At 65.8% G+C, this 17,705-nt stretch carries 14 protein-coding genes; 7 read left to right on the top strand and 7 right to left on the bottom strand.

Annotated elements, in window-relative coordinates:
* The coding region (locus VGQ44_13575) for a twin-arginine translocase subunit TatC (protein HEV8447854.1) at nucleotides 1–344 on the top strand (344 nt) is incomplete at its 5' end.
* Between the two features lie 87 nt (nucleotides 345–431).
* On the opposite strand, the gene VGQ44_13570 is transcribed toward VGQ44_13575, so the two are convergent.
* The gene (locus VGQ44_13570) at nucleotides 432–1,775 is read right to left on the bottom strand and encodes a plastocyanin/azurin family copper-binding protein (GenBank protein ID HEV8447853.1); all 1,344 of its coding nucleotides are present in this window, start codon (nucleotides 1,773–1,775) and stop codon (nucleotides 432–434) included.
* Between the two features lie 476 nt (nucleotides 1,776–2,251).
* On the opposite strand from VGQ44_13570, the gene VGQ44_13565 reads away from it, so the two are divergent.
* The 3 genes from VGQ44_13565 (at nucleotide 2,252) to VGQ44_13555 (ending at nucleotide 7,603) form a co-directional block, all read left to right on the top strand.
* Nucleotides 2,252–3,325 carry an Ig-like domain-containing protein gene (locus tag VGQ44_13565; GenBank protein ID HEV8447852.1) on the top strand — a complete coding sequence of 358 codons (1,074 nt, stop codon included), beginning with the start codon at nucleotides 2,252–2,254 and terminating at the stop codon, nucleotides 3,323–3,325.
* 199 nt (nucleotides 3,326–3,524) lie between these two features.
* Nucleotides 3,525–5,828 carry an MHYT domain-containing protein gene (locus VGQ44_13560; protein HEV8447851.1) on the top strand — a complete coding sequence of 768 codons (2,304 nt, stop codon included), beginning with the start codon at nucleotides 3,525–3,527 and terminating at the stop codon, nucleotides 5,826–5,828.
* Nucleotides 5,825–7,603, top strand: coding sequence for an EAL domain-containing protein (locus VGQ44_13555; GenBank protein HEV8447850.1), 1,779 nt, complete (start codon nucleotides 5,825–5,827; stop codon nucleotides 7,601–7,603). The genes VGQ44_13560 and VGQ44_13555 overlap by 4 nt, the downstream gene beginning before the upstream one ends.
* 53 nt (nucleotides 7,604–7,656) lie before the next feature.
* On the opposite strand, the gene VGQ44_13550 is transcribed toward VGQ44_13555, so the two are convergent.
* Nucleotides 7,657–8,322 carry a hypothetical protein gene (locus tag VGQ44_13550; protein HEV8447849.1) on the bottom strand — a complete coding sequence of 222 codons (666 nt, stop codon included), beginning with the start codon at nucleotides 8,320–8,322 and terminating at the stop codon, nucleotides 7,657–7,659.
* Nucleotides 8,323–8,614: 292 nt separating this feature from the next.
* Between VGQ44_13550 and VGQ44_13545 the strand changes: the two genes are divergently transcribed.
* Nucleotides 8,615–9,703, top strand: coding sequence for a cysteine synthase family protein (locus tag VGQ44_13545; protein HEV8447848.1), 1,089 nt, complete (start codon nucleotides 8,615–8,617; stop codon nucleotides 9,701–9,703).
* An 83-nt stretch (nucleotides 9,704–9,786) separates the two neighbouring features.
* Here VGQ44_13545 and VGQ44_13540 read toward each other — a convergent pair whose 3' ends face one another.
* Nucleotides 9,787–10,827 (bottom strand): DUF933 domain-containing protein, encoded by a 1,041-nt coding sequence (locus VGQ44_13540; GenBank protein ID HEV8447847.1) that lies wholly within the window; start codon nucleotides 10,825–10,827, stop codon nucleotides 9,787–9,789.
* 58 nt (nucleotides 10,828–10,885) lie between these two features.
* Nucleotides 10,886–11,368: a DUF2127 domain-containing protein gene (locus VGQ44_13535; GenBank protein ID HEV8447846.1), complete on the bottom strand. Its 483-nt coding sequence runs from the start codon at nucleotides 11,366–11,368 to the stop codon at nucleotides 10,886–10,888.
* 207 nt (nucleotides 11,369–11,575) lie between these two features.
* On the opposite strand from VGQ44_13535, the gene serA reads away from it, so the two are divergent.
* Both serA and VGQ44_13525 read left to right on the top strand, forming a co-directional pair.
* Complete coding sequence (gene serA, locus VGQ44_13530) at nucleotides 11,576–13,219, top strand: phosphoglycerate dehydrogenase (protein HEV8447845.1); 1,644 nt, start codon at nucleotides 11,576–11,578, stop codon at nucleotides 13,217–13,219.
* The gene (locus tag VGQ44_13525; protein HEV8447844.1) at nucleotides 13,216–13,878 is read left to right on the top strand and encodes an HAD-IB family phosphatase; all 663 of its coding nucleotides are present in this window, start codon (nucleotides 13,216–13,218) and stop codon (nucleotides 13,876–13,878) included. Before serA ends, VGQ44_13525 begins: the two co-directional genes overlap by 4 nt.
* Nucleotides 13,879–13,887: 9 nt before the next feature.
* On the opposite strand, the gene VGQ44_13520 is transcribed toward VGQ44_13525, so the two are convergent.
* The 3 genes from VGQ44_13520 to VGQ44_13510 form a co-directional block, all read right to left on the bottom strand.
* Nucleotides 13,888–14,535 carry a YceH family protein gene (locus VGQ44_13520; protein ID HEV8447843.1) on the bottom strand — a complete coding sequence of 216 codons (648 nt, stop codon included), beginning with the start codon at nucleotides 14,533–14,535 and terminating at the stop codon, nucleotides 13,888–13,890.
* Nucleotides 14,536–14,712: 177 nt separating this feature from the next.
* A complete protein-coding gene (locus VGQ44_13515) occupies nucleotides 14,713–17,421 on the bottom strand; it encodes a DEAD/DEAH box helicase (GenBank protein HEV8447842.1) in 2,709 nt (902 codons plus the stop codon).
* Between the two features lie 46 nt (nucleotides 17,422–17,467).
* Entirely contained in the window at nucleotides 17,468–17,686 is a 219-nt protein-coding gene (locus tag VGQ44_13510; GenBank protein ID HEV8447841.1) for a hypothetical protein, read from the bottom strand.
* Nucleotides 17,687–17,705 lie beyond the last annotated feature (19 nt).

The following is a 17,705-nucleotide window of genomic DNA, read 5'->3' as shown; positions in this document are numbered from 1 at the left end:
TGCCGCTCGCGGTGCAGTGGCTCATGGGTTTGCAGACGGATGCGCTCACGCCCATCATCACGGCTCGGGAGTATTTCTCCTTCGCCGTCGACATGGCGCTCGCGTTCGGGCTTGGCTTCCAGCTCCCGATCGTCGTCGTCGGCCTCGTGTGGCTGGACATCGTGACGCCGCAACGCTTGGTCGAGCTCCGTCGCGTCGCGCTGTTCGGCAGCGTGCTGGTTGGCGCGCTGCTCACGCCGGGCGATCTGGTGTGGACGACGATCGCCATGGCCGCGCCGCTGTACGCGCTCTACGAGTTGAGCATTGTCGCCGGTCGGCGCGTCGCGAGCCGCCGCCGCTACTGATCGTAGATCGCGAAGGTCCGGGCAAACGAGAGAGGGGACTCGCCAATCGCGAGTCCCCTCTCTCGTGTTGCGGCTCCGCGCTCGACGCTACTCCACGACGATCTTCCCCTGCATCATCGGATGCAACGAGCAGTAGTACGCGTAGGTGCCCGGCTTGGCGAGCGTCACGCTGAAACGCTGGTCCGTGTCCAGAACGGTCGACGGCTTGAACTTGGCCTGCGTGCTCACGATGAGATGGGGCACGTCGTCCTTGTTGATCCACGTCACGGTCGTGCCGGCCTTCACGGTCAACGGTGAGGGCGCGAACGCAAAGTTGTCGATCCCGATCTCGTTCGCCGCGAGCGTGAAGTTCTTCCGGCTCGCCTTCCGCTGCATCATCGCGTCGTGCGACGCCGCCTCGAACGCCGGCGGTTCACCGGATAGCGTCGCGTCGACGACGGCGAGCGCGCCGCGCCCCGGAATGAACGTGACGTTGGTGATGCCGAGGACACTCTTGAGCCGCTCCGGCTCGACCTTCATCGGGCCCGGTGCCGGCGCCGTGCCGGGCGTCGGCTGCGGAAACGCGGTCGACATGGCGGTGTGGAACGACACGTTGCCTTCGACCTTCTGCATGATCTGGTGAATGTGGCCGTTCAGCACCGTGACCGATCCGAAGCGCTTGAGAAGATCCAACGCCTGCTGCGAATCATCGGTCCCCCAACCCCACTCCGGATACACCGTCCACAGCGGCACGTGCGCGAACAGCACGAGCGGCGCGCTCGATGGCAACGCCGCGACGTCCTTTTTGAGCCACGCGATCTGCTCGGCACCGAGTGAGCCGAGTCCGCCCGCCTTGAGATTGAGGACGTTGACAAGGCCGATGAAATGGACGCCTGAGTGGTCGAAGCTGTACCAGCCACCGCCCTTCGTGCCCTTGCCGTATCGCTTGAGATACGTGACGCCGTTGTCCGTCGCGACGTCGTGCTCGCCGGGGACGTAAAAGACGCGGCTGGTCTTGAGTCCCTTCAATACCTCGTTCGCCGTGTCGAATTCCTCCGCCTTGGCGAGTTGGGTGATGTCACCGGTGTGCAAGACGAGCGCGGGCCGCTGCGGCAGCGCGTTCACCTTCGCCACCGCCTCCTGCAGCGTCGCGGTCACGTCCTTGTTCGCTTCCTTGTTGAAGCCGATGTGACTGTCGCTGATCTGGACGAAGAAGATGCTCTTGCGCTGGACGTCCGTGAGATAGGGCAGGCGGCTGACGGGGAAGGAGGTGGGAATTCCACCCACCATTCCCCAGACCGTCGCCGTCCCAGCCCATGCCATACAGCGCAGAAAGCCGCGCCGGTCGATGCCGTCGTCGCTCTGGTCGGTGGTGATGTAGTTGGATCCGGTAGGACGCGTGTTGCCCTGCGCGTCGAACCGGTCGCTGTCGCGGTCGTTGTGGTTGCTCATCGCGGTCGATTCTCGTGTGGTGGTGGCGTGAGCGCTGGGGCTCTCCACCCAAGACCGACGCGCCGGTCACGATATTCCCGGTGACCGTGCGCAAAGTGATACGCGGCCTTCCAGTCGCGCGACCGTCGCGCTTGGCGCCAGGCGCGGAGTGCGCCCCGCGGCAGCCCTCTGCGAACCCGGTAGAGGGTGAAGAGCAGCGCAACGAAGATGAACACCTGCGTCAATCCGATTTCGCGGGACATCGACGACCTCCCTTCACGGCTCAAGAGTCGTAAAGGAGATCGCCCAACCTGATGCGTTATTCCCGTGAGATCGACGTCAACAGGAGTTTCCGGCTTCAGCCCTCAGCGCGGCGCGTGCGGTATGTCCAATGCCCTCGACCGACATCGCGCCTCTGTCCGGATCACGCCGATGCGCGCGTCTTCAAGTGCAGAAGCCAACAACTGACTCATTGCTAGTAGGGAGGGGTAGTGAACATGCAACAACGTAGTTATGCGCGGTGGCTTGTACCGGCCGTGGGCGGCGTGCTCCTGCTGAGTAGCGCGGCCTGCAACGACAACGGCATCAACGCGGTGGTGCTCGCCGCGACGAGCATTACGCTGAACACGGGCAACGGACAGGTCGGCCTGGTCGGCCAGCCGCTCGCTCAGCCGATTGTCGTGCACGTCTTGGATCAGAATGGTGCCTCGCTCGCGAACGCCGTGGTCACTTGGACGGTCACGTTCGGTGGCGGATCGGTCAACACGCCGACCAGCCAGACGGATGCAAACGGAAACACGTCGATCGCGTGGACGATGGGACCGGCGGCGGGCGTTGATTCCCTGCGGGCGGCGATCGCGAACGGTACCTCCGTCACGATTTCGGCGACAGCGCACAACGTGCAGATCACGAGCGCAACGGGCGACATCACCGCTTCCGTCAACGACTATCGAGCTCTACTTGGTACGCTCAACCCGAACGTCGCGGGAGAGAAGGCAGACGGGCGACGCGAGATAAACTGGGACGGCGTCCCCGCGGCATTCACGAACAACGACCTGTTCCCCGGCAACTTCTTCAACGTGAATTCGCCGCGCGGGGTGCTATTCACGACGCCCGGGTCAGCGTTCCGGATCAGCGACAATGGATACGTCGACGTGAACGCGAACTACGCCGGCGAGTTCAACGTCTTCAGCCGACCGAAGCTCTTCACGGCGAGGGGCAGCACGGTCACCGATGTTCAGTTCGTCGTCGCCGGATCGAATACGCAGGCGTTGGTGACCGGATTCGGTTCAGTGTTCGCCGACGTCGGGCTCGAGAATTCGACCACCATCGAGTACTTCGATGCCGCCGGAAACCTGCTGGCGACCGTAAAGGCGCCTCGACGGAGCGATGCAGCGGGCCTCTCATTTGTCGGCGCCGTGTTCGAAGCAGCGATTGTCGCACGAGTGCGGATCACCTCGGGCAAAACCCCGGTTGACGCTGCCGTGGACGACAACGCGAGTGCTGAAGGGAACCGAGATATCGTCGTGATGGACGACTTCATCTACGGCGAGCCGCACGCCGCCAGATGACCGAATCCCATCCCTGCTATTAGCATCGACGTCCAAGCCCGTCCTCCATCGTCCAGCGGCATCCACTAAGTGGATGCCGCTGTGTCATCTATGGGGGTGGCGACCTCCAGAACGGCAGTCGCGCGGCCGATACTAATACTGAATCAGAGAGAGCCCCCCCCTGGCCGCCGCCCCGCGACCCCCCACGCTGCCGCCATCGATGCACAGCACTCATGAGTTCCCGCTCGTCGCGCTCTCCGTTCTGATCGCGATCTGCGCGTCCTACACCGCGCTCACGCTGGCGGGCAGGGTCACGGTCGCTCGCGGACGCGCGCGCACCGCGTGGCTCCTTGGCGGAAGCGTCGCGATGGGGAGCGGCATTTGGAGCATGCACTTCGTTGCCATGCTCGCGTTTCATCTTCCGGTCGAAATCGCGTACGACGCGTGGTTCATGGCGTTGTCGTATCTCGCGGCCGTCGTCGCGTCCGCGTTCGCGCTGTTTGTCGCGGGGCGACCGCGGGTGGGCATTGCGGGTCGGCTCGCCGCCGGTGTCTGCCTCGGCGTGGCCGTCGTCGTCATGCACTATACCGGCATGGCGGCGGTGCGCGTGGATGCGCGATTGACCTACGATCCCGTGCTCGTGGCCGCATCAGTCGCCGTCGCGATCGCCGCGTCGACCGTAGCGCTCTGGCTCTTTCTCTGGTTGCGCAACGATGAGACGCGACGTGGGCGGGTGCTCCGCCCGATTGCCGCGGTGGTCATGGGCCTCGCCATCGCCGGCATGCACTACACCGCGATGGCGGCCGCGCACTTCTCATCGGCTGGCGCGATGCCACCGATGGACGATCAGTTTCTCATCGGTACGACGGGGCTGGCGCTGCCGGTAGTCCTTGGCGCTTTCGTGATCCTCGCGCTGACGATGGTCGGCTCGACGACGGATCGCTGGGTCCGCGCACAACTCACCGCGGCGGAGGCGCTGCGCGAGAGCGAAGAGCGCTATCGTTCCGTCGTCAGTGAGGTCGACGAGGTGATCTTTCGGACCGATGCCTCCGGACGATGGACGTTCTTGAATCCCGCATGGACCGGCATCACGGGCTACACGGTCGCCGAGACGCTCGGCATCGAGATCCACGAATGCGCGCACGGGGAGGATCGAGCCGCGGTCGTCGAACAGTATGCGGCCCTCCGCGCCGGACGCACCGACTACGCCCAGTTCGAGATTCGGTGTTCGACCAAGGGCAACGAGACACGATGGCTCGAGGTCCGCGCACGAGCGTCGCGCGGCGCCGAGGGAGATTTCGCGGGCGCCGCGGGCGTGATTCGCGACGTAACCGATCGCCGGCGCGCCGAAGAAGCGCTCCGTCACGCTCGGGAGGTCGCCGAGGCGGCAAGCCGCGCCAAGAGCGAATTCCTCTCGCGCATGAGCCACGAGCTGCGCACACCGTTGAACGCGATTCTCGGCTTCGGTCAGCTCATCGAGCTCGACGCGACGACGCCAGGGCTTCGCGAGAGCGGCGATCAGATTCTCAAGGCAGGCCGACACCTCCTGGCGCTGATCGACGAAGTCCTGGACATCACGCGGATCGAATCGGGCCGCCTGCACGTGTCGACCGAACCAGTCGCCGTCAACGAAGTCGTGCGAGAGATCATCGACTTGGTGGCGCCGCTGGCAACGCCCGGCCACGTGACGCTCGCGATCGAACCGTCGGCGATGGCGGAGTGCTACGTGCATGCCGATCGACAGCGCCTCAAGCAGGTTCTCCTGAACCTGGTCGCCAATGCGGTCAAGTACAATCGGCCCGAGGGCGAAGTACGGGTGAGCAGTGAACCCGTCGCGAGCGGGCGGCTGAGGATCTTCGTCCGCGACACGGGCGCCGGAATCGTCCCCGAGAAACTCCACCGGTTGTTTACACCGTTCGAGCGGCTCGGCGCGGAGCATCGCGGCATCGAGGGAACAGGACTGGGCCTCGCGTTGTCGCGTCGCCTTGCCGAGGCCATGGGCGGCGAGATCGGCGTTGAGAGCGCGATCGATGTCGGCACGACGTTCTGGGTGGAACTGGCCGAGGCCGAGAGTCCGTTGGCGCGTCTCGAAGACGCGTCGGCCGCGGGACTCCGGAAGCGCCCGACCGACCTTCACTTCGGGCGGCGCCGGATTCTCTACGTCGAAGACAATCTCTCGAATCTGACGCTGGTGCAGCGGATACTCGACCGCGACCACGATCTCGATCTGATCCCGGCGATGCAGGGCGGGCTGGCGCTCGAGCTGGCGCGGCTGCATCGCCCCGATCTGATTCTGCTCGATCTGCACTTGCCCGACATCCCCGGCGAACAGGTGCTCAAGCAACTGCGCGACGCCGCCGATTGCCGGAACATTCCGGTCGTGATCCTCAGCGCGGATGCCACGCCGGGCCAGGTGGAGCGGCTGCGTGCCGCCGGCGCGCACGCGTACGTGACCAAGCCCCTCGCGGTCCAACCGTTCATTGAAATCATCACTGAGGTCATGAGCCGGGAGCGCGCCGCATGATCGAGGAGGAACTGCTTTGTCGCGCGAAGATTCTCGTCGTTGACGACGAGCCGGCGAACGTTCGCCTCCTCGAGCGCGTGTTGCTGAGCGGCGGGTACGGCGAGGTGTGCGGCATCACGGACCCGCGTGAAGCGCTCGCGCGTTTCGACGAGCTTCGACCCGATCTCGTCATACTGGATTTGCACATGCCGCACCTCGACGGCCACGCGATGCTCCGCCTGGTCAAGGAAAAGTGCGGACCGGGCGAGTATTTGCCGATCCTCGTTCTCACCGCGGACAGCACGCGCGACGCCAAAGAGCGCGCCCTGTCGGGGGGCGCCAAGGACTTCTTGACGAAGCCGCTGGATCGCATGGAAGTGTTGTTGCGCACGCGGAATCTGCTGGAGACTCGCTTCTTACATCTGGCGCTGCAGGACGAGAATCGGTCGCTCGAGGCGAAGCTCGTTCATCAAGCGTTTCACGATCCGCTCACCGGACTCGCCAATCGCGCGCTCTTTCGAGACCGTGCGGCGCACGCGCTGGCGGGCGTTTGCCGCGGCGAATGCGTGTCGATGTTGCTTCTCGACCTCGACAACTTCAAGTCGGTCAACGATTCGCTTGGACATGGCGAAGGCGACCGACTTCTCGGGGTCGTCGCCGAGCGCCTCCTCAAGGCGACGCGCGGGTGCGACAGCGTGGCGCGCATCGGCGGGGACGAATTTGCGGTCCTCCTCGAGGGCCTGCAGCACGACGAGGACGCGTTGACGGTCGTGGGCCGCATCACGGATTCGCTCCGGACGCCCATCCGATTGCGCGACCGTGAGGTGGTCATCTCGGCGAGCATCGGCATCGCACATGCCCGGCCGGAAGATCGCATGGATGAGCTCCTCCGCAATGCCGACGTCGCGATGTACCGCGCGAAGGATGAAGGGAAGGGCCGCTGGGCCGTGTTCGAGCCGAGTATGTATGCGGCGTTGCTCGAGCGATTGGGGCTCGAGGCGGACCTCCGTCAGGCCGTCGAGCGGCGAGAGTTCCGCGTCGTCTACCAGCCGATCGTCGAGCTGGACTCGGGGTCGATCAGTGGACTCGAGGCGCTGGTGCGCTGGGAACACCCGGACCGAGTCCCGGGCGACCGGGTGCCTGCGTCGTTCATCGGCGTCGCGGAGCAGACGGGACTCATCGTGCCGATCGGGCGCTGGGTTCTCCGAGAGGCGTGCCGGCAGGGCCGCGAATGGCAACTCGCATCGTCCGACCGTGCGGCGCCGACCATGAGCGTGAACGTGTCCGCACGGCAACTCCAGGATCCAAACTTCGTCGGCGACGTGGCGTCGGCGCTCGCGGACACGCGCTTCCCGGCGGAGCGCCTCATTCTCGAGATCACCGAGAGCGTGCTGATGTCGAACGTGGTGTCGTCGGTGGAGCGCCTTCGTGAGCTCAAGACACTCGGCGTGCAACTCGCGATCGACGATTTCGGTACGGGGTACTGCAACCTGAGCTATCTCCAGCGGTTTCCCGTGGACATGCTCAAGATCGACCGGTCGTTCATCACCAACGTGGCACACAACGGCGGCGACGCGGCGTTGGCGAGCTCGATCCTGGGGCTCGCGACCAATCTGCGGCTCCACACCGTCGCCGAGGGGATCGAACGCGCCGATCAGCGTGCGCGACTCGTCGCGCTCGGCTGCGCGCTCGGACAAGGGTACCTGTTCGCGGAGCCGGTGAGCGCGGACACGATCACCGAGCTGCTCCGGTCAGGGGCGAACATGACGGCGTCGCCAGTGGAGCAACCGCGCTGAACGCTCGACTTGTGAGATACTAGCGGGGTTTCGTCTCCCTTCCCGGTTTGAGCTCAACAGGCCTGCACGATGAAGAAGCGAAGGGGAGTGATCCCCACAGCAGGCGGGCCAACCACGAGGGTCGAGTTCCGGCCGTGGGGGAACGCAACCACGCTGGCGTCGAGAACGATGGCGCTTCGATTTGAGAAGAGAATCGAGGCCGAGTCGGTCGATACGCTGACGAACGGGCTCGCCTCGCCGAGGCCGACAAAACTCGTGAGAGTGCCCCGTCGCTCCGCGAAGATCGCGCCGATGCTCGGGACGCCGTTGAAGAAGCGGAATCCCGCGTCGGTCTCCAGCGGCGTGAAGTGATTGTCCAACGTCGCCAGCCGCAGGGTGCCCGTCCGATCGTCGAAAGCAATGATGGTCAGGTTGCTGCCGGCAGACAGGGGTGGTTCGACGGTGAGCGACGCACCGGTCAGCACGTTTCTGACGGCGAGTCGCGGCACCGCGTTGGACAGATCGACGGATGCACAGGCGCTGGCCTGACCGAAATTGAGCGTCGCGCTCGCCGAGTCGAGGGCGCTCACGTCGGCGGTGAGCGCAATGGGCGTGTCCGTGTCGTTGACGAGGACGACGGTGGCTGTGTTGGCGACCTGTACGACGTTGTCGTGGTCACTGCAGGCGGCGGCCATCAGCGATAGCGCACCGACGACGATATGAAACGGGCGGACCATCATGAGCTCCCTGCCGAATGCCGACGTCGCTCACCGCGACGTGTCGGGCGTTGCGGGGTGGCAATTCGCTACCAAAGCTGTAGCGAGGGCAATTCCCGGTCCGAGTACGGCGGATTCAGCGACGTGGCGCGAGACTGGCGGCGCGGCGCGCGGAACATGGTCGGCGACGAGATACCGACGATAACAGAGCCTTGCCGGCGGGGGGTGATCCGCGTTGGGCGCGGGGGAAGCGCCGACAAACCCCTGGGATGTCCCTGACAGGCAAACGCCCCATCTCGATTGAAATTCAGAGGGCATGGACACCAACGCACTCGCGCAGATCGAAGCGCTGGCTCCGCTCGTCGGTAACACGCCGCTCGCGGCGATCGATTTCAGCTTTCGCGGAACCGAGCGCACGATATACGCCAAGCTCGAGTCGATGAATCTCACGGGCAGCGTCAAAGATCGGATGGCACTTCACGTGTTGCGGCGCGCGTATGAATGCGGCCAGCTCCAGTCCGGTGGGCGCATCATCGAGGCGACGAGCGGCAACACGGGGATCTCATTTGCCGCGCTCGGCCGCGCTCTCGGACATCCCGTCACGATCTTCATGCCGGATTGGATGTCGAGCGAGCGCATCAACCTCATTCGGTCGCTCGGCGCCGACATCGAGCTCGTCTCTCGCGACGAGGGCGGATTCCTCAGCTCGATCGCGCGCGCTGAGTCACTCGGGCGAGCGACTTCCGGTGCCTTTTTGCCTCGCCAATTCAGCAACGTGTTCAACGCCGAAGCCCACGAACGAACGACGGGTCCCGAGATCGCGGCTCAACTCCGATCAATCACGATCCAAGGTCCTGATGCCTTCGTCGCCGGGGTTGGAACGGGTGGCACCGTGATGGGCGTCGGTCGTTTCCTCCGCGCGCGCCGGGCCGACGTTCGCGTCCATCCTCTCGAGCCGTCCAACTCGCCGACGCTGAGCGCGGGCCGAAAGGTCGGACGGCACCGGATCCAAGGAATCTCTGATGAATTCGTCCCGGCGATCGTCGATCTCGAATTTCTGGATCGCGTGATCGCCGTCGACGACGGGGATGCGATTCGCATGGCGCAGTCGCTCGCGGCCTCACTCGGGCTGGCCGTCGGAATCTCGTCCGGTGCGAATTTCCTCGGCGCCTTGATGGCGCAGGAAGGCCTGAGTCCAGACGCTGTCGTTGCGACGGTGTTTTCGGATTCGAACAAAAAGTATCTAAGTACCGATCTGATGCGGGACGAGCCGGAGAAACCCGGATTCCTCTCGCCGGAGGTGAGGCTGCATCGCTACCGGATCCTGCCGAGGCGGTGCGAGTTCTGCCCGCCGGCAGTCCAACGGCCGCGTGCTCTCCGGGACGACACAGTGGGTAGCGCGTAAACGCTAGCTGACGCGCTGACGATGACGGGGTTCAGCGTGGCGTTCACTGGTTGGCGCGGTGACGATAGTGGCCGAGCCGACACTCAAACGTTGAACCGGATGCTCAGAATGTCGCCATCGGCGACCGCGTAGTCCTTTCCCTCGAGCTTGAGCGCGCCCGCATCGCGCAGCGCGTGCTCCGACCCGTACGTGATGAACCGCTCATACGGCATGACCTCGGCGCGTATGAAGCCGCGCTCGAGATCGGAGTGTATCCGGCCGGCAGCTTGCTTGGCGTGTGTACCGCGCCGAATGGGCCAGGCGCGCACCTCATCTTGTCCAACCGTGAAGAACGAAATCAGATCGAGGAGCTCATACGCCGCGCGAATGAAGCGCGTGACCGCCGATTCGGCCAGACCGTAGTCGGCGAGAAACGCCGCTTGATCGTCCTTTGCCATCGTCGCGATCTCGGCTTCGATGCTCGCCGACAGGACGATCCCCGCCGAGTGGTGCCGCGCCAGCGTTCGCGCGATCGAGGTCGGCATCGGGCTCGCCGCTTCCTGTTCGCCGCGATTGAGCACGACGAGCAACGGCCGGTCCGTCAACAGCGCGTAGCCGCGCAGCGGCTCGCGGTTGAGCAGCTGGGGCGAGAGCGAGCGGATCGGCAGCTCCTGCTCGAGCGTTGCCCGCATCTGCTCGAACATGGCGACCTCCAGCGGATCGGCCTTCTCCTTACGCGCTCGATCGATCCGACGCTCGACGATGCTCAGATCGGCGAGGATGCATTCGGTGAGAAACGCGTCGAGATCGCCAGCGGGATCCGGGGTGCGCTCGAGCGCGGGATTGTCAAAGTCGCGCAGCACGAGGCACAGCACGTCCTGCTCGCGAATCCGATCGAGCGCTTTCCGCGACAGGCCCTTGCTCTCGGCGCTGTGCTCACCGGGGATGTCGCTGAAAACAATCTCGGCGTAGGTGGTCTTTTTCGGCTTGAAGATGTGACTGAGCCGGTCAATGCGCTCGTCGGGCACCTTGACCGCGCCCAAGTGCACCTCGCCGCCGAACCCGGTGGCGACGCCGAGGCCGGTCAGCGTGTTGAAGACCGTCGTCTTTCCCGAGCCCGCAAAACCAACAAGGCCGACTTTGATTGAGGACCTCGAGCGTTTGACCGATCGGGAACGAGTATCGATGCATCATGGGGCGATGTCAAACGCACCTACCGCTGCGCCGTCGGCGCAACCGCAGGATCAGATAGACGAGGATGGCCATGTTCACGGCCAACGCGACGATGCGCGTAGCCGTGACGCGGCGCACGACCTCGTAGACCTCGAACGGAATGAACGACGCCGTTGCGACAACGGTGAGATACTCGGCCCATCGGCGTTGAAGCCACAACCCGGTCCCCTCGACGAGGAAGAGCGCCGCGTACAGAAAAGCACCGACGCCCAGCGCGGCGATGCGAGTCGGCCCCATGCTCGTGATGCGCGAGAGGGCCGCCTCCGTCACTCGCCGCTCGGTGCCCGAGGACAGCACCGACAGCAGCCGCTCCGACGCGCGCGGCATTCCGCCGCGGACCAGCCCGACTGCGCCGAGCGCGATGGCGAAAAGCAGCAAGGCCTTCACGAACTTGAACACCGCGATGAGCGTGATGACGGAATCGCGATGTCCGCTTCGGTCTGCTTGATCCATGGGGGCCTTTCTCAGCGACCTCATTCAAGGCGTGCATCTTGCGGCGCCGCACGGTTTACCGGCGCGACACCTCCGATGCCGAGGGCATGGGAGGGATCAATGATGCGCGACAAAGAGGCCAGCATGCGAACGGAGCACGGCGGGACAGACCCGAGCAGATCGGCCTAAGCGAGTAACACGACCCGTCCCTAGCGGGGCCATCGAATCGTGGCGGCGCGCAGCCTCACCATTCTCGTGACCGACGAAGTCGAGGCAGAGGGCGTCGCGCTGCTGCGTGCCACGCCGGAATTCGTGGTCGACGAGCGGCCGACGAGGCCGTGGCGCGAGCTCCTCGACGTCATCGGTGAGTATGACGCGATCGTCGGACGCAGCGCGACGCAACTGCCAGCCGAGCTGCTGCGCCGTGCGCGCAAACTGCAGGTCGTGGGACGCGCCGGCGTTGGGACCGACAACATCGACGTCGCCGAAGCGACGTCGCTCGGAATCGCCGTCATCAACGCCCCGGCGGGAAACACCGTTTCAGTGGCCGAGCTGTTCTTCGGATCGTTGATTGCTCTCGTTCGAAGGCTCCCGGACGCGTTCCACTCGATGCGCGCCGGTCGCTGGGACCGGAGCGATTTGCTCGGCACGGAGCTGCGGGGACGCACACTCGGCATCATCGGTCTCGGTCGAATCGGCGGGGAAGTCGCCACGCGGGCGCGCGCGTTCGACATGACGGTGCTCGCGTACGATCCGTACGTCGCGCCCGAACGGTTCGAGCGGATGCACGCAGCACGCGCCGAGTCGCTCGACGAGCTCTTGGCCGGGGCCGACATCGTGACGATTCACACGCCGCTCAATCCCGAGACGCGGGGTATGATCCGCGTACGCGAGCTGGGTCTCGTACGCGACGGCGGCATTGTGGCGAACCTCGCCCGCGGCGGCATCATCGTCGAGGAAGATCTGGTCGCCGAGCTGCGGCGAGATCGCCTTCGCGGCGCCATGCTCGACGTGTTCGAGCGTGAGCCGCTTGCGGCCGACCACCCCTTGCGCGCGATGCCCAACGTGGTGCTGACGCCGCACCTCGGGGCGTCGACCGCCGAGGGACAGCGAAACGTCGCCGTCGATGTCTGCGCGCACGTACGCGACGCGCTACTCAGCGGCGTCTTGTCGAGCGCCATCAACGTCGCCGGCGGCGAGCGCGCCGGCTGGGAGGATCTCCGCGAAGGGATCGTGCTCGTGCGGCGGGCCGCGGCGATGGCGAGAGCACTGCTTGCCGATCGCGGCGCACGCGCGGTCGAGCATCTCACGCTCCGCATCGGGCGCGGCCTTATCCACGGCGACGACGTGCTCCTCTCGTCGGCGGCGATCGGAATCGTCGAAGCAGTGATCGAGGGAGCGCGGTTGAATCTCGTGAACGCACGCTCCCAAGCGGAGGCGCGCGGCATCGCGCTCGCCGTCGCGCCGCTCCCCGGTGAGCAACTCTACCTTGTGCGGCTGACGGTCCGCGGGGAAGGGAACGAACTCACGATCGCCGGCGTCGCCGCGCCGGGCGCCCACCCGCGAATCACACGGATCGATCGCTTCACCGTCGACGTCATGCCGCGCCGCACGATGATCGTGCTCACCAACGCGGACGTGCCCGGCGTGATCGGCCGAGTCGGCACGGTTCTCGGCGACGCCGGCGTGAACATCGCGGAGTATCACCAGTCGCGTACATCGCAAGGCGGGAGCGCGCTGGCGGCAATCACCGTCGACGCCTCGATCGATCGCGATCTGCGGACAAGGCTGTTGGCGACGCCCGACGTGCGGTCGGTGACGGTCGTGAACTTCGACGACGAACCGCCGGCCGCTTCGGCGAACGACGCATGAGCGAGCCGCCGCATGCGCGCTGCCGCTCGCTCGTGCTGGACGTCGACTCGACGGTGGTCGGGATCGAAGGAATCGATTGGCTCGCCGCCCGCCGCGGGCCCGAGGTCGCGCAGCAAGTCTCGGCGCTGACGCGGGAAGCCATGGAGGGCCGGGTGCGGCTGGAAGATGTGTACGCGTTGCGGCTCGAGCGTATCAGGCCCACCCGCGACGACCTCGACGCGCTTGCGCGGGCGTACATCGACGCGGTCGCTCCGGGCGCGGTCGTGACGATTGCCCGAGTGCGCGACGCCGGGGTGCACGTCGTACTCGTGAGCGGCGGACTGCGACAAGCCTTGTTGCCCCTCGCGCGGCACGTCGGTGTGATTCCGGAGGATCTTCACGCCGTGGCGATCGAGCCCGACTCCACGGGCACGTATCTGCGACATGACGCCGAGGCTCCGCTCACGCGAGGAGACGGCAAGCGAGACGTCGTCGCGTCGCTGCGCCTGGAACGTCCGATCGTCGCCGTGGGCGACGGCGCCACCGACCTCGCGATGCGCGCCGCCGCCGATCGGTTCGTCGCATTCACGGGGTTCGCGAGCCGATCGAACGTCGTCGCTGGTGCCGACGCGAGCGTGGCGTCGTTTGCGGAGCTCGAGCGGCTACTGGTCGTCGAATAGGTCGCCCGCCTACTCGAACTGCCGCAGGAGACCCTCGAGCTTGGCGCGCAGGTCCGCCAACTCAGCGCGCAGATCAACGACGGCAGTCTCGAGCGACGCGATGCGGTCCACGTCGCGTGCCGCGGGCGCGGGCTCAGTTGGAGACTCGGCGTCGTCAGCGGCGTCGGCCGCCGGTGCTCCCGAGAGCAGATGCGCATATCGAGTTTCCTTCTGCCCCGGCCGCCGAGCGAGTTGGACGACGAGTCCTTGGCCGCTCAGCGACTCAAGCACCGTCTCGACGTCACCCACACTCGCGAACTCGGCCAGGCGATTCGTGCGTCCGCGAATCTCTCCACTCGTCTGCGGACCGCGGAGCATCAACACGCACATCACGCCCAGCGCCGGGGCGTCGAGGTCCAAACGCTCGTTGATGAGGTGCTGGAACTTCATGACGCGGGAGCCGCTGTGCTGCACGGCGCGAACGAGCGACTGTTGGCGCAAGGAGTTGACCGCGTTACGCACCGCGGTTTCGTCGAGGTCCATGACCGGTTCACGGTTCGACGTCTGATTGCACGCGCTGGTCAGCGCGTTCAGCGAGAGCGGGTAGTTGTCCGGTGTGGTCGCTTCCTTCTCGACGAGCGCGCCGAGGATTCGGACTTCGACCGGGGACAAGAGCATTGTCGATTTGGTGTGGAGGTCGTGGGGGCGGCTGGACGAGGGCTGTTTTGATTCTCCGTCACATAAATAGACGCCGATCGCCGAAAAGCGCATTGTTTGTCGGCCTCGTCGACGTGCGGAGATCTGGAACGAGTACGGTGGCGGCGTGCGGAGACCGAAGACGAGCGATGAATCTCCCTACGAGAGGAGCGCTTCCAATTCCTCCCGGCCAATGCCCGCCAGCACGCCCTGATCCTGCCCCAGAATCGCGTCGGCGAGTGCGCGCTTCGTCGCCTGGAGATCGAGGATCTTCTCCTCGACGGTGTCGCGCGCCACCAGCCGCGTCGCGAGCACGCTCCGCGTCTGACCGATCCGGTGCGCGCGATCGATTGCCTGTGCCTCGACGGCCGGATTCCACCAGGGATCGAGGAGAAACACGTAGTCCGCCGCCGTGAGATTGAGGCCGTGGCCGCCGGCCTTGAGGCTGATGAGAAAGAGTGGACACGCCGGGTCCGACTGGAACCGATCGACGCGCACCTGCCGGTCGCGCACCTGCCCGTCGAGGTACTCATATGGAATGCCGGCGGCATCCAAACGGTCGCGGGCGAGCGCGAGAAAGGACGTGAATTGTGAGAACACGAGCGCCTTGTGTCCTTGCTCCGTGATCTCCTCCAGCCGCGGGAGCAGAGCATCGAGCTTCGCACTCGGCGCGTCGATCATGCGCGGGTCGACGAGCCCCGCGTGGCAAGCGGCCTGGCGCAGCCGCAACAACGCCTCGAGCACGTGCATCCGGACCCTTCCGATCCCCATGCGGTCGACCTGCTCGAGAATGCTGTGACGGTATGACGCGAGCAGCCCGTCATAGAAGGCGCGCTGTTCACCTTGGAGCACGACTTTCAACGTCTGTTCGGTGCGCGGCGGAAGGTCCTGCGCGACCTGTTCCTTCGTGCGTCGCAGAATGACGGGTCGCAGCGCCCGCGCGAGAAGATCGCGCGGTGCCGAGGGAGCCGGCGAAGGTGCCCCGTCCATCTCGGTCAGGCGGACGAGCTCGGAAAACCCCGATGCCGATCCGAGCATTCCGGGATTCAAGAACTCGAATAGGCTCCACAGCTCCTCGACGCGGTTCTCGATCGGCGTTCCGGTCATCGCCAGTCGGTGGCTCGCGGTGAGCAGCCGCGCCGCCTTGGCCGCGCCGGAGTCGGGATTCTTGATCGCCTGGGCCTCGTCGAGGATCGCGTAGTCGAACCGAATGGCCGCGAGTGCGGCGGCATCGCGACGCAGCGTGCCGTACGTCGTGATGACGACGTCGACCGTCTCGGAATTGATCGAGCTCAGACGGCGCGTGCTGCCCGTGAAGTCGAGCACTCGGAGTCGTGGCGCAAAACGCTCCGCCTCGCGCATCCAGTTGAAGACGAGCGATCGCGGCACGACGACGATCGAGGGACGCCGCCGCGCGTCGGGCGATTCGCGCACCACGTCGAGCAGCGCGAGCACCTGCACCGTTTTGCCGAGGCCCATGTCGTCGGCGAGACATCCCCCGAGGCCGAATCGGCGGAGAAAGTCCAACCAGCCGAGGCCTTCACGCTGATAGGCGCGCAGCGTGCCGCTGAAGTCCGGCCCGGCGTCCACGGCGCGCACCTGTTCGAACGTGCGCAGCTCGGCGCGCGCCTTCTCGAACGTCGCGTCGACGTTCGCCTCGGGCACAGCGTCCAACAGCGCGTCGAGCAACGCGATTTGCGACGGTCGATAGCGGATGACTCCACCGACCGACTTCCCGCCGGCGGTGAGCGGCCCCAATCGGGCCAGCCACTCCAATGGGAGAAGGCCAAACGCGCCGTCGGGGAGGAGGATGCTCGTCGCACCCGCTCGCCGCGCCTCGAGCAGCTCGGAGAGCGAGACCTCGACCTCCCCGAACTTCACGCCGGCGTCGAGCTCGAACCAGTCGATGCCCGACCGTACGATTGCTCGTGTCGGTCCGGGACTGCGATACTCCGCGCCGCCGGCGTCGACCTGCCAGCCGGCACGCACGACATCGGCGACGAGCGCGCCGAGCTTGCGGGCGGGGATCACCAGGGTGGGTTCGCCCAGCTCGACGTCCCCCCCCGATTCCTGCTTCACGCCGTGCGACGCGAGTCGCGCGCGCGCGGCGGCTTCGGCGGCGAAGTCCCGATAGTGCACGGTGCGTGTGTCGGCGTCGAACACCGTTGGCGTTCGCTCGGCCCCCGTGATTTCCAACGGACCGTAGCGAAAGCCCGTGGCCAGGCGACGAACTTTTCGGAGCGAGAGCGGGGGCGGCAGGACTTTCAGGGCCGGTATCGGAGCAGCGTAGACCTCCGTGACCGGAACGCCATGGGGAAGGTCGATGGGCGGGACACGCGGCAGCGTGTTGAACGCGGCGAGAAACTCCGAAAGCTCCTCGCGGCTTACGGCGATGTGCCCCGTGTTGCGAAAAAGTGCCGCGATCGCGAACGCACCGTTGAAATCGAGGCGCGCGATGGTGCCCCGCGCGATCACCCATCCTTCCCAGTGCACGAGCGCCGATTCGGCGATCGGCATCTCGACAGCGCCGCGATGGAGTCCGCCGGTGATGACGTAGCGTTCAGGCTCTTCGCGTGCCACGTGGACCCGGAGCTGCCACGGCGGCTCGTCATCCCAGCGTAGGGACTGCGTCGGCCGTTCGTCGGCCGCGGTCCGAATCCGGCAGCGCCCGGCCTCGCACGCGTGCCGGAGCGTCGCTTCGATCGCGGAGCCGCGAAGCTCGAACGCCGACGCCGGCAGCGACGTCGGTAGCTCCCACGACCCGTCGAGCCTTCGGTGCTCGGTGGCAATCTCCGCGACGATGCCCACGCTTTGCCACGTCGCTGGCGCGTCGATGATGTAGACGAGCCGCCGCTCGGTCGAGGGCAAGGATGTTCTTTAGACGGCGGTGACGAGTCTGCCTGCCATGCCTCGTCTAGGCGAAAGAGCCGTCGACGCGCTCACCTTGCGTCCACGCGGCAAGCATCTGGTCGTATTCGTCCTCGGTCAGATTCAGGTAGCTCCCCGACGAAAACTCGACGTGCCACTCCCTGGCGCCGGGGACTTCGCTCATCAAGACGATCGAGTCGAGGTCGACGACGTAAGCCCGCTCGCGACTTACTTGCGGGTCCGGCAACAATTCGAACGGGCGCATTCGTTCAGAATATGAGACC

The organism is Gemmatimonadaceae bacterium, from assembly GCA_036003045.1.
Classification (GTDB): domain Bacteria; phylum Gemmatimonadota; class Gemmatimonadetes; order Gemmatimonadales; family Gemmatimonadaceae; genus JAQBQB01.
Note: the sequence above shows the minus strand (reverse complement) of the source record. Positions and strands in the feature narration are given on the sequence as shown.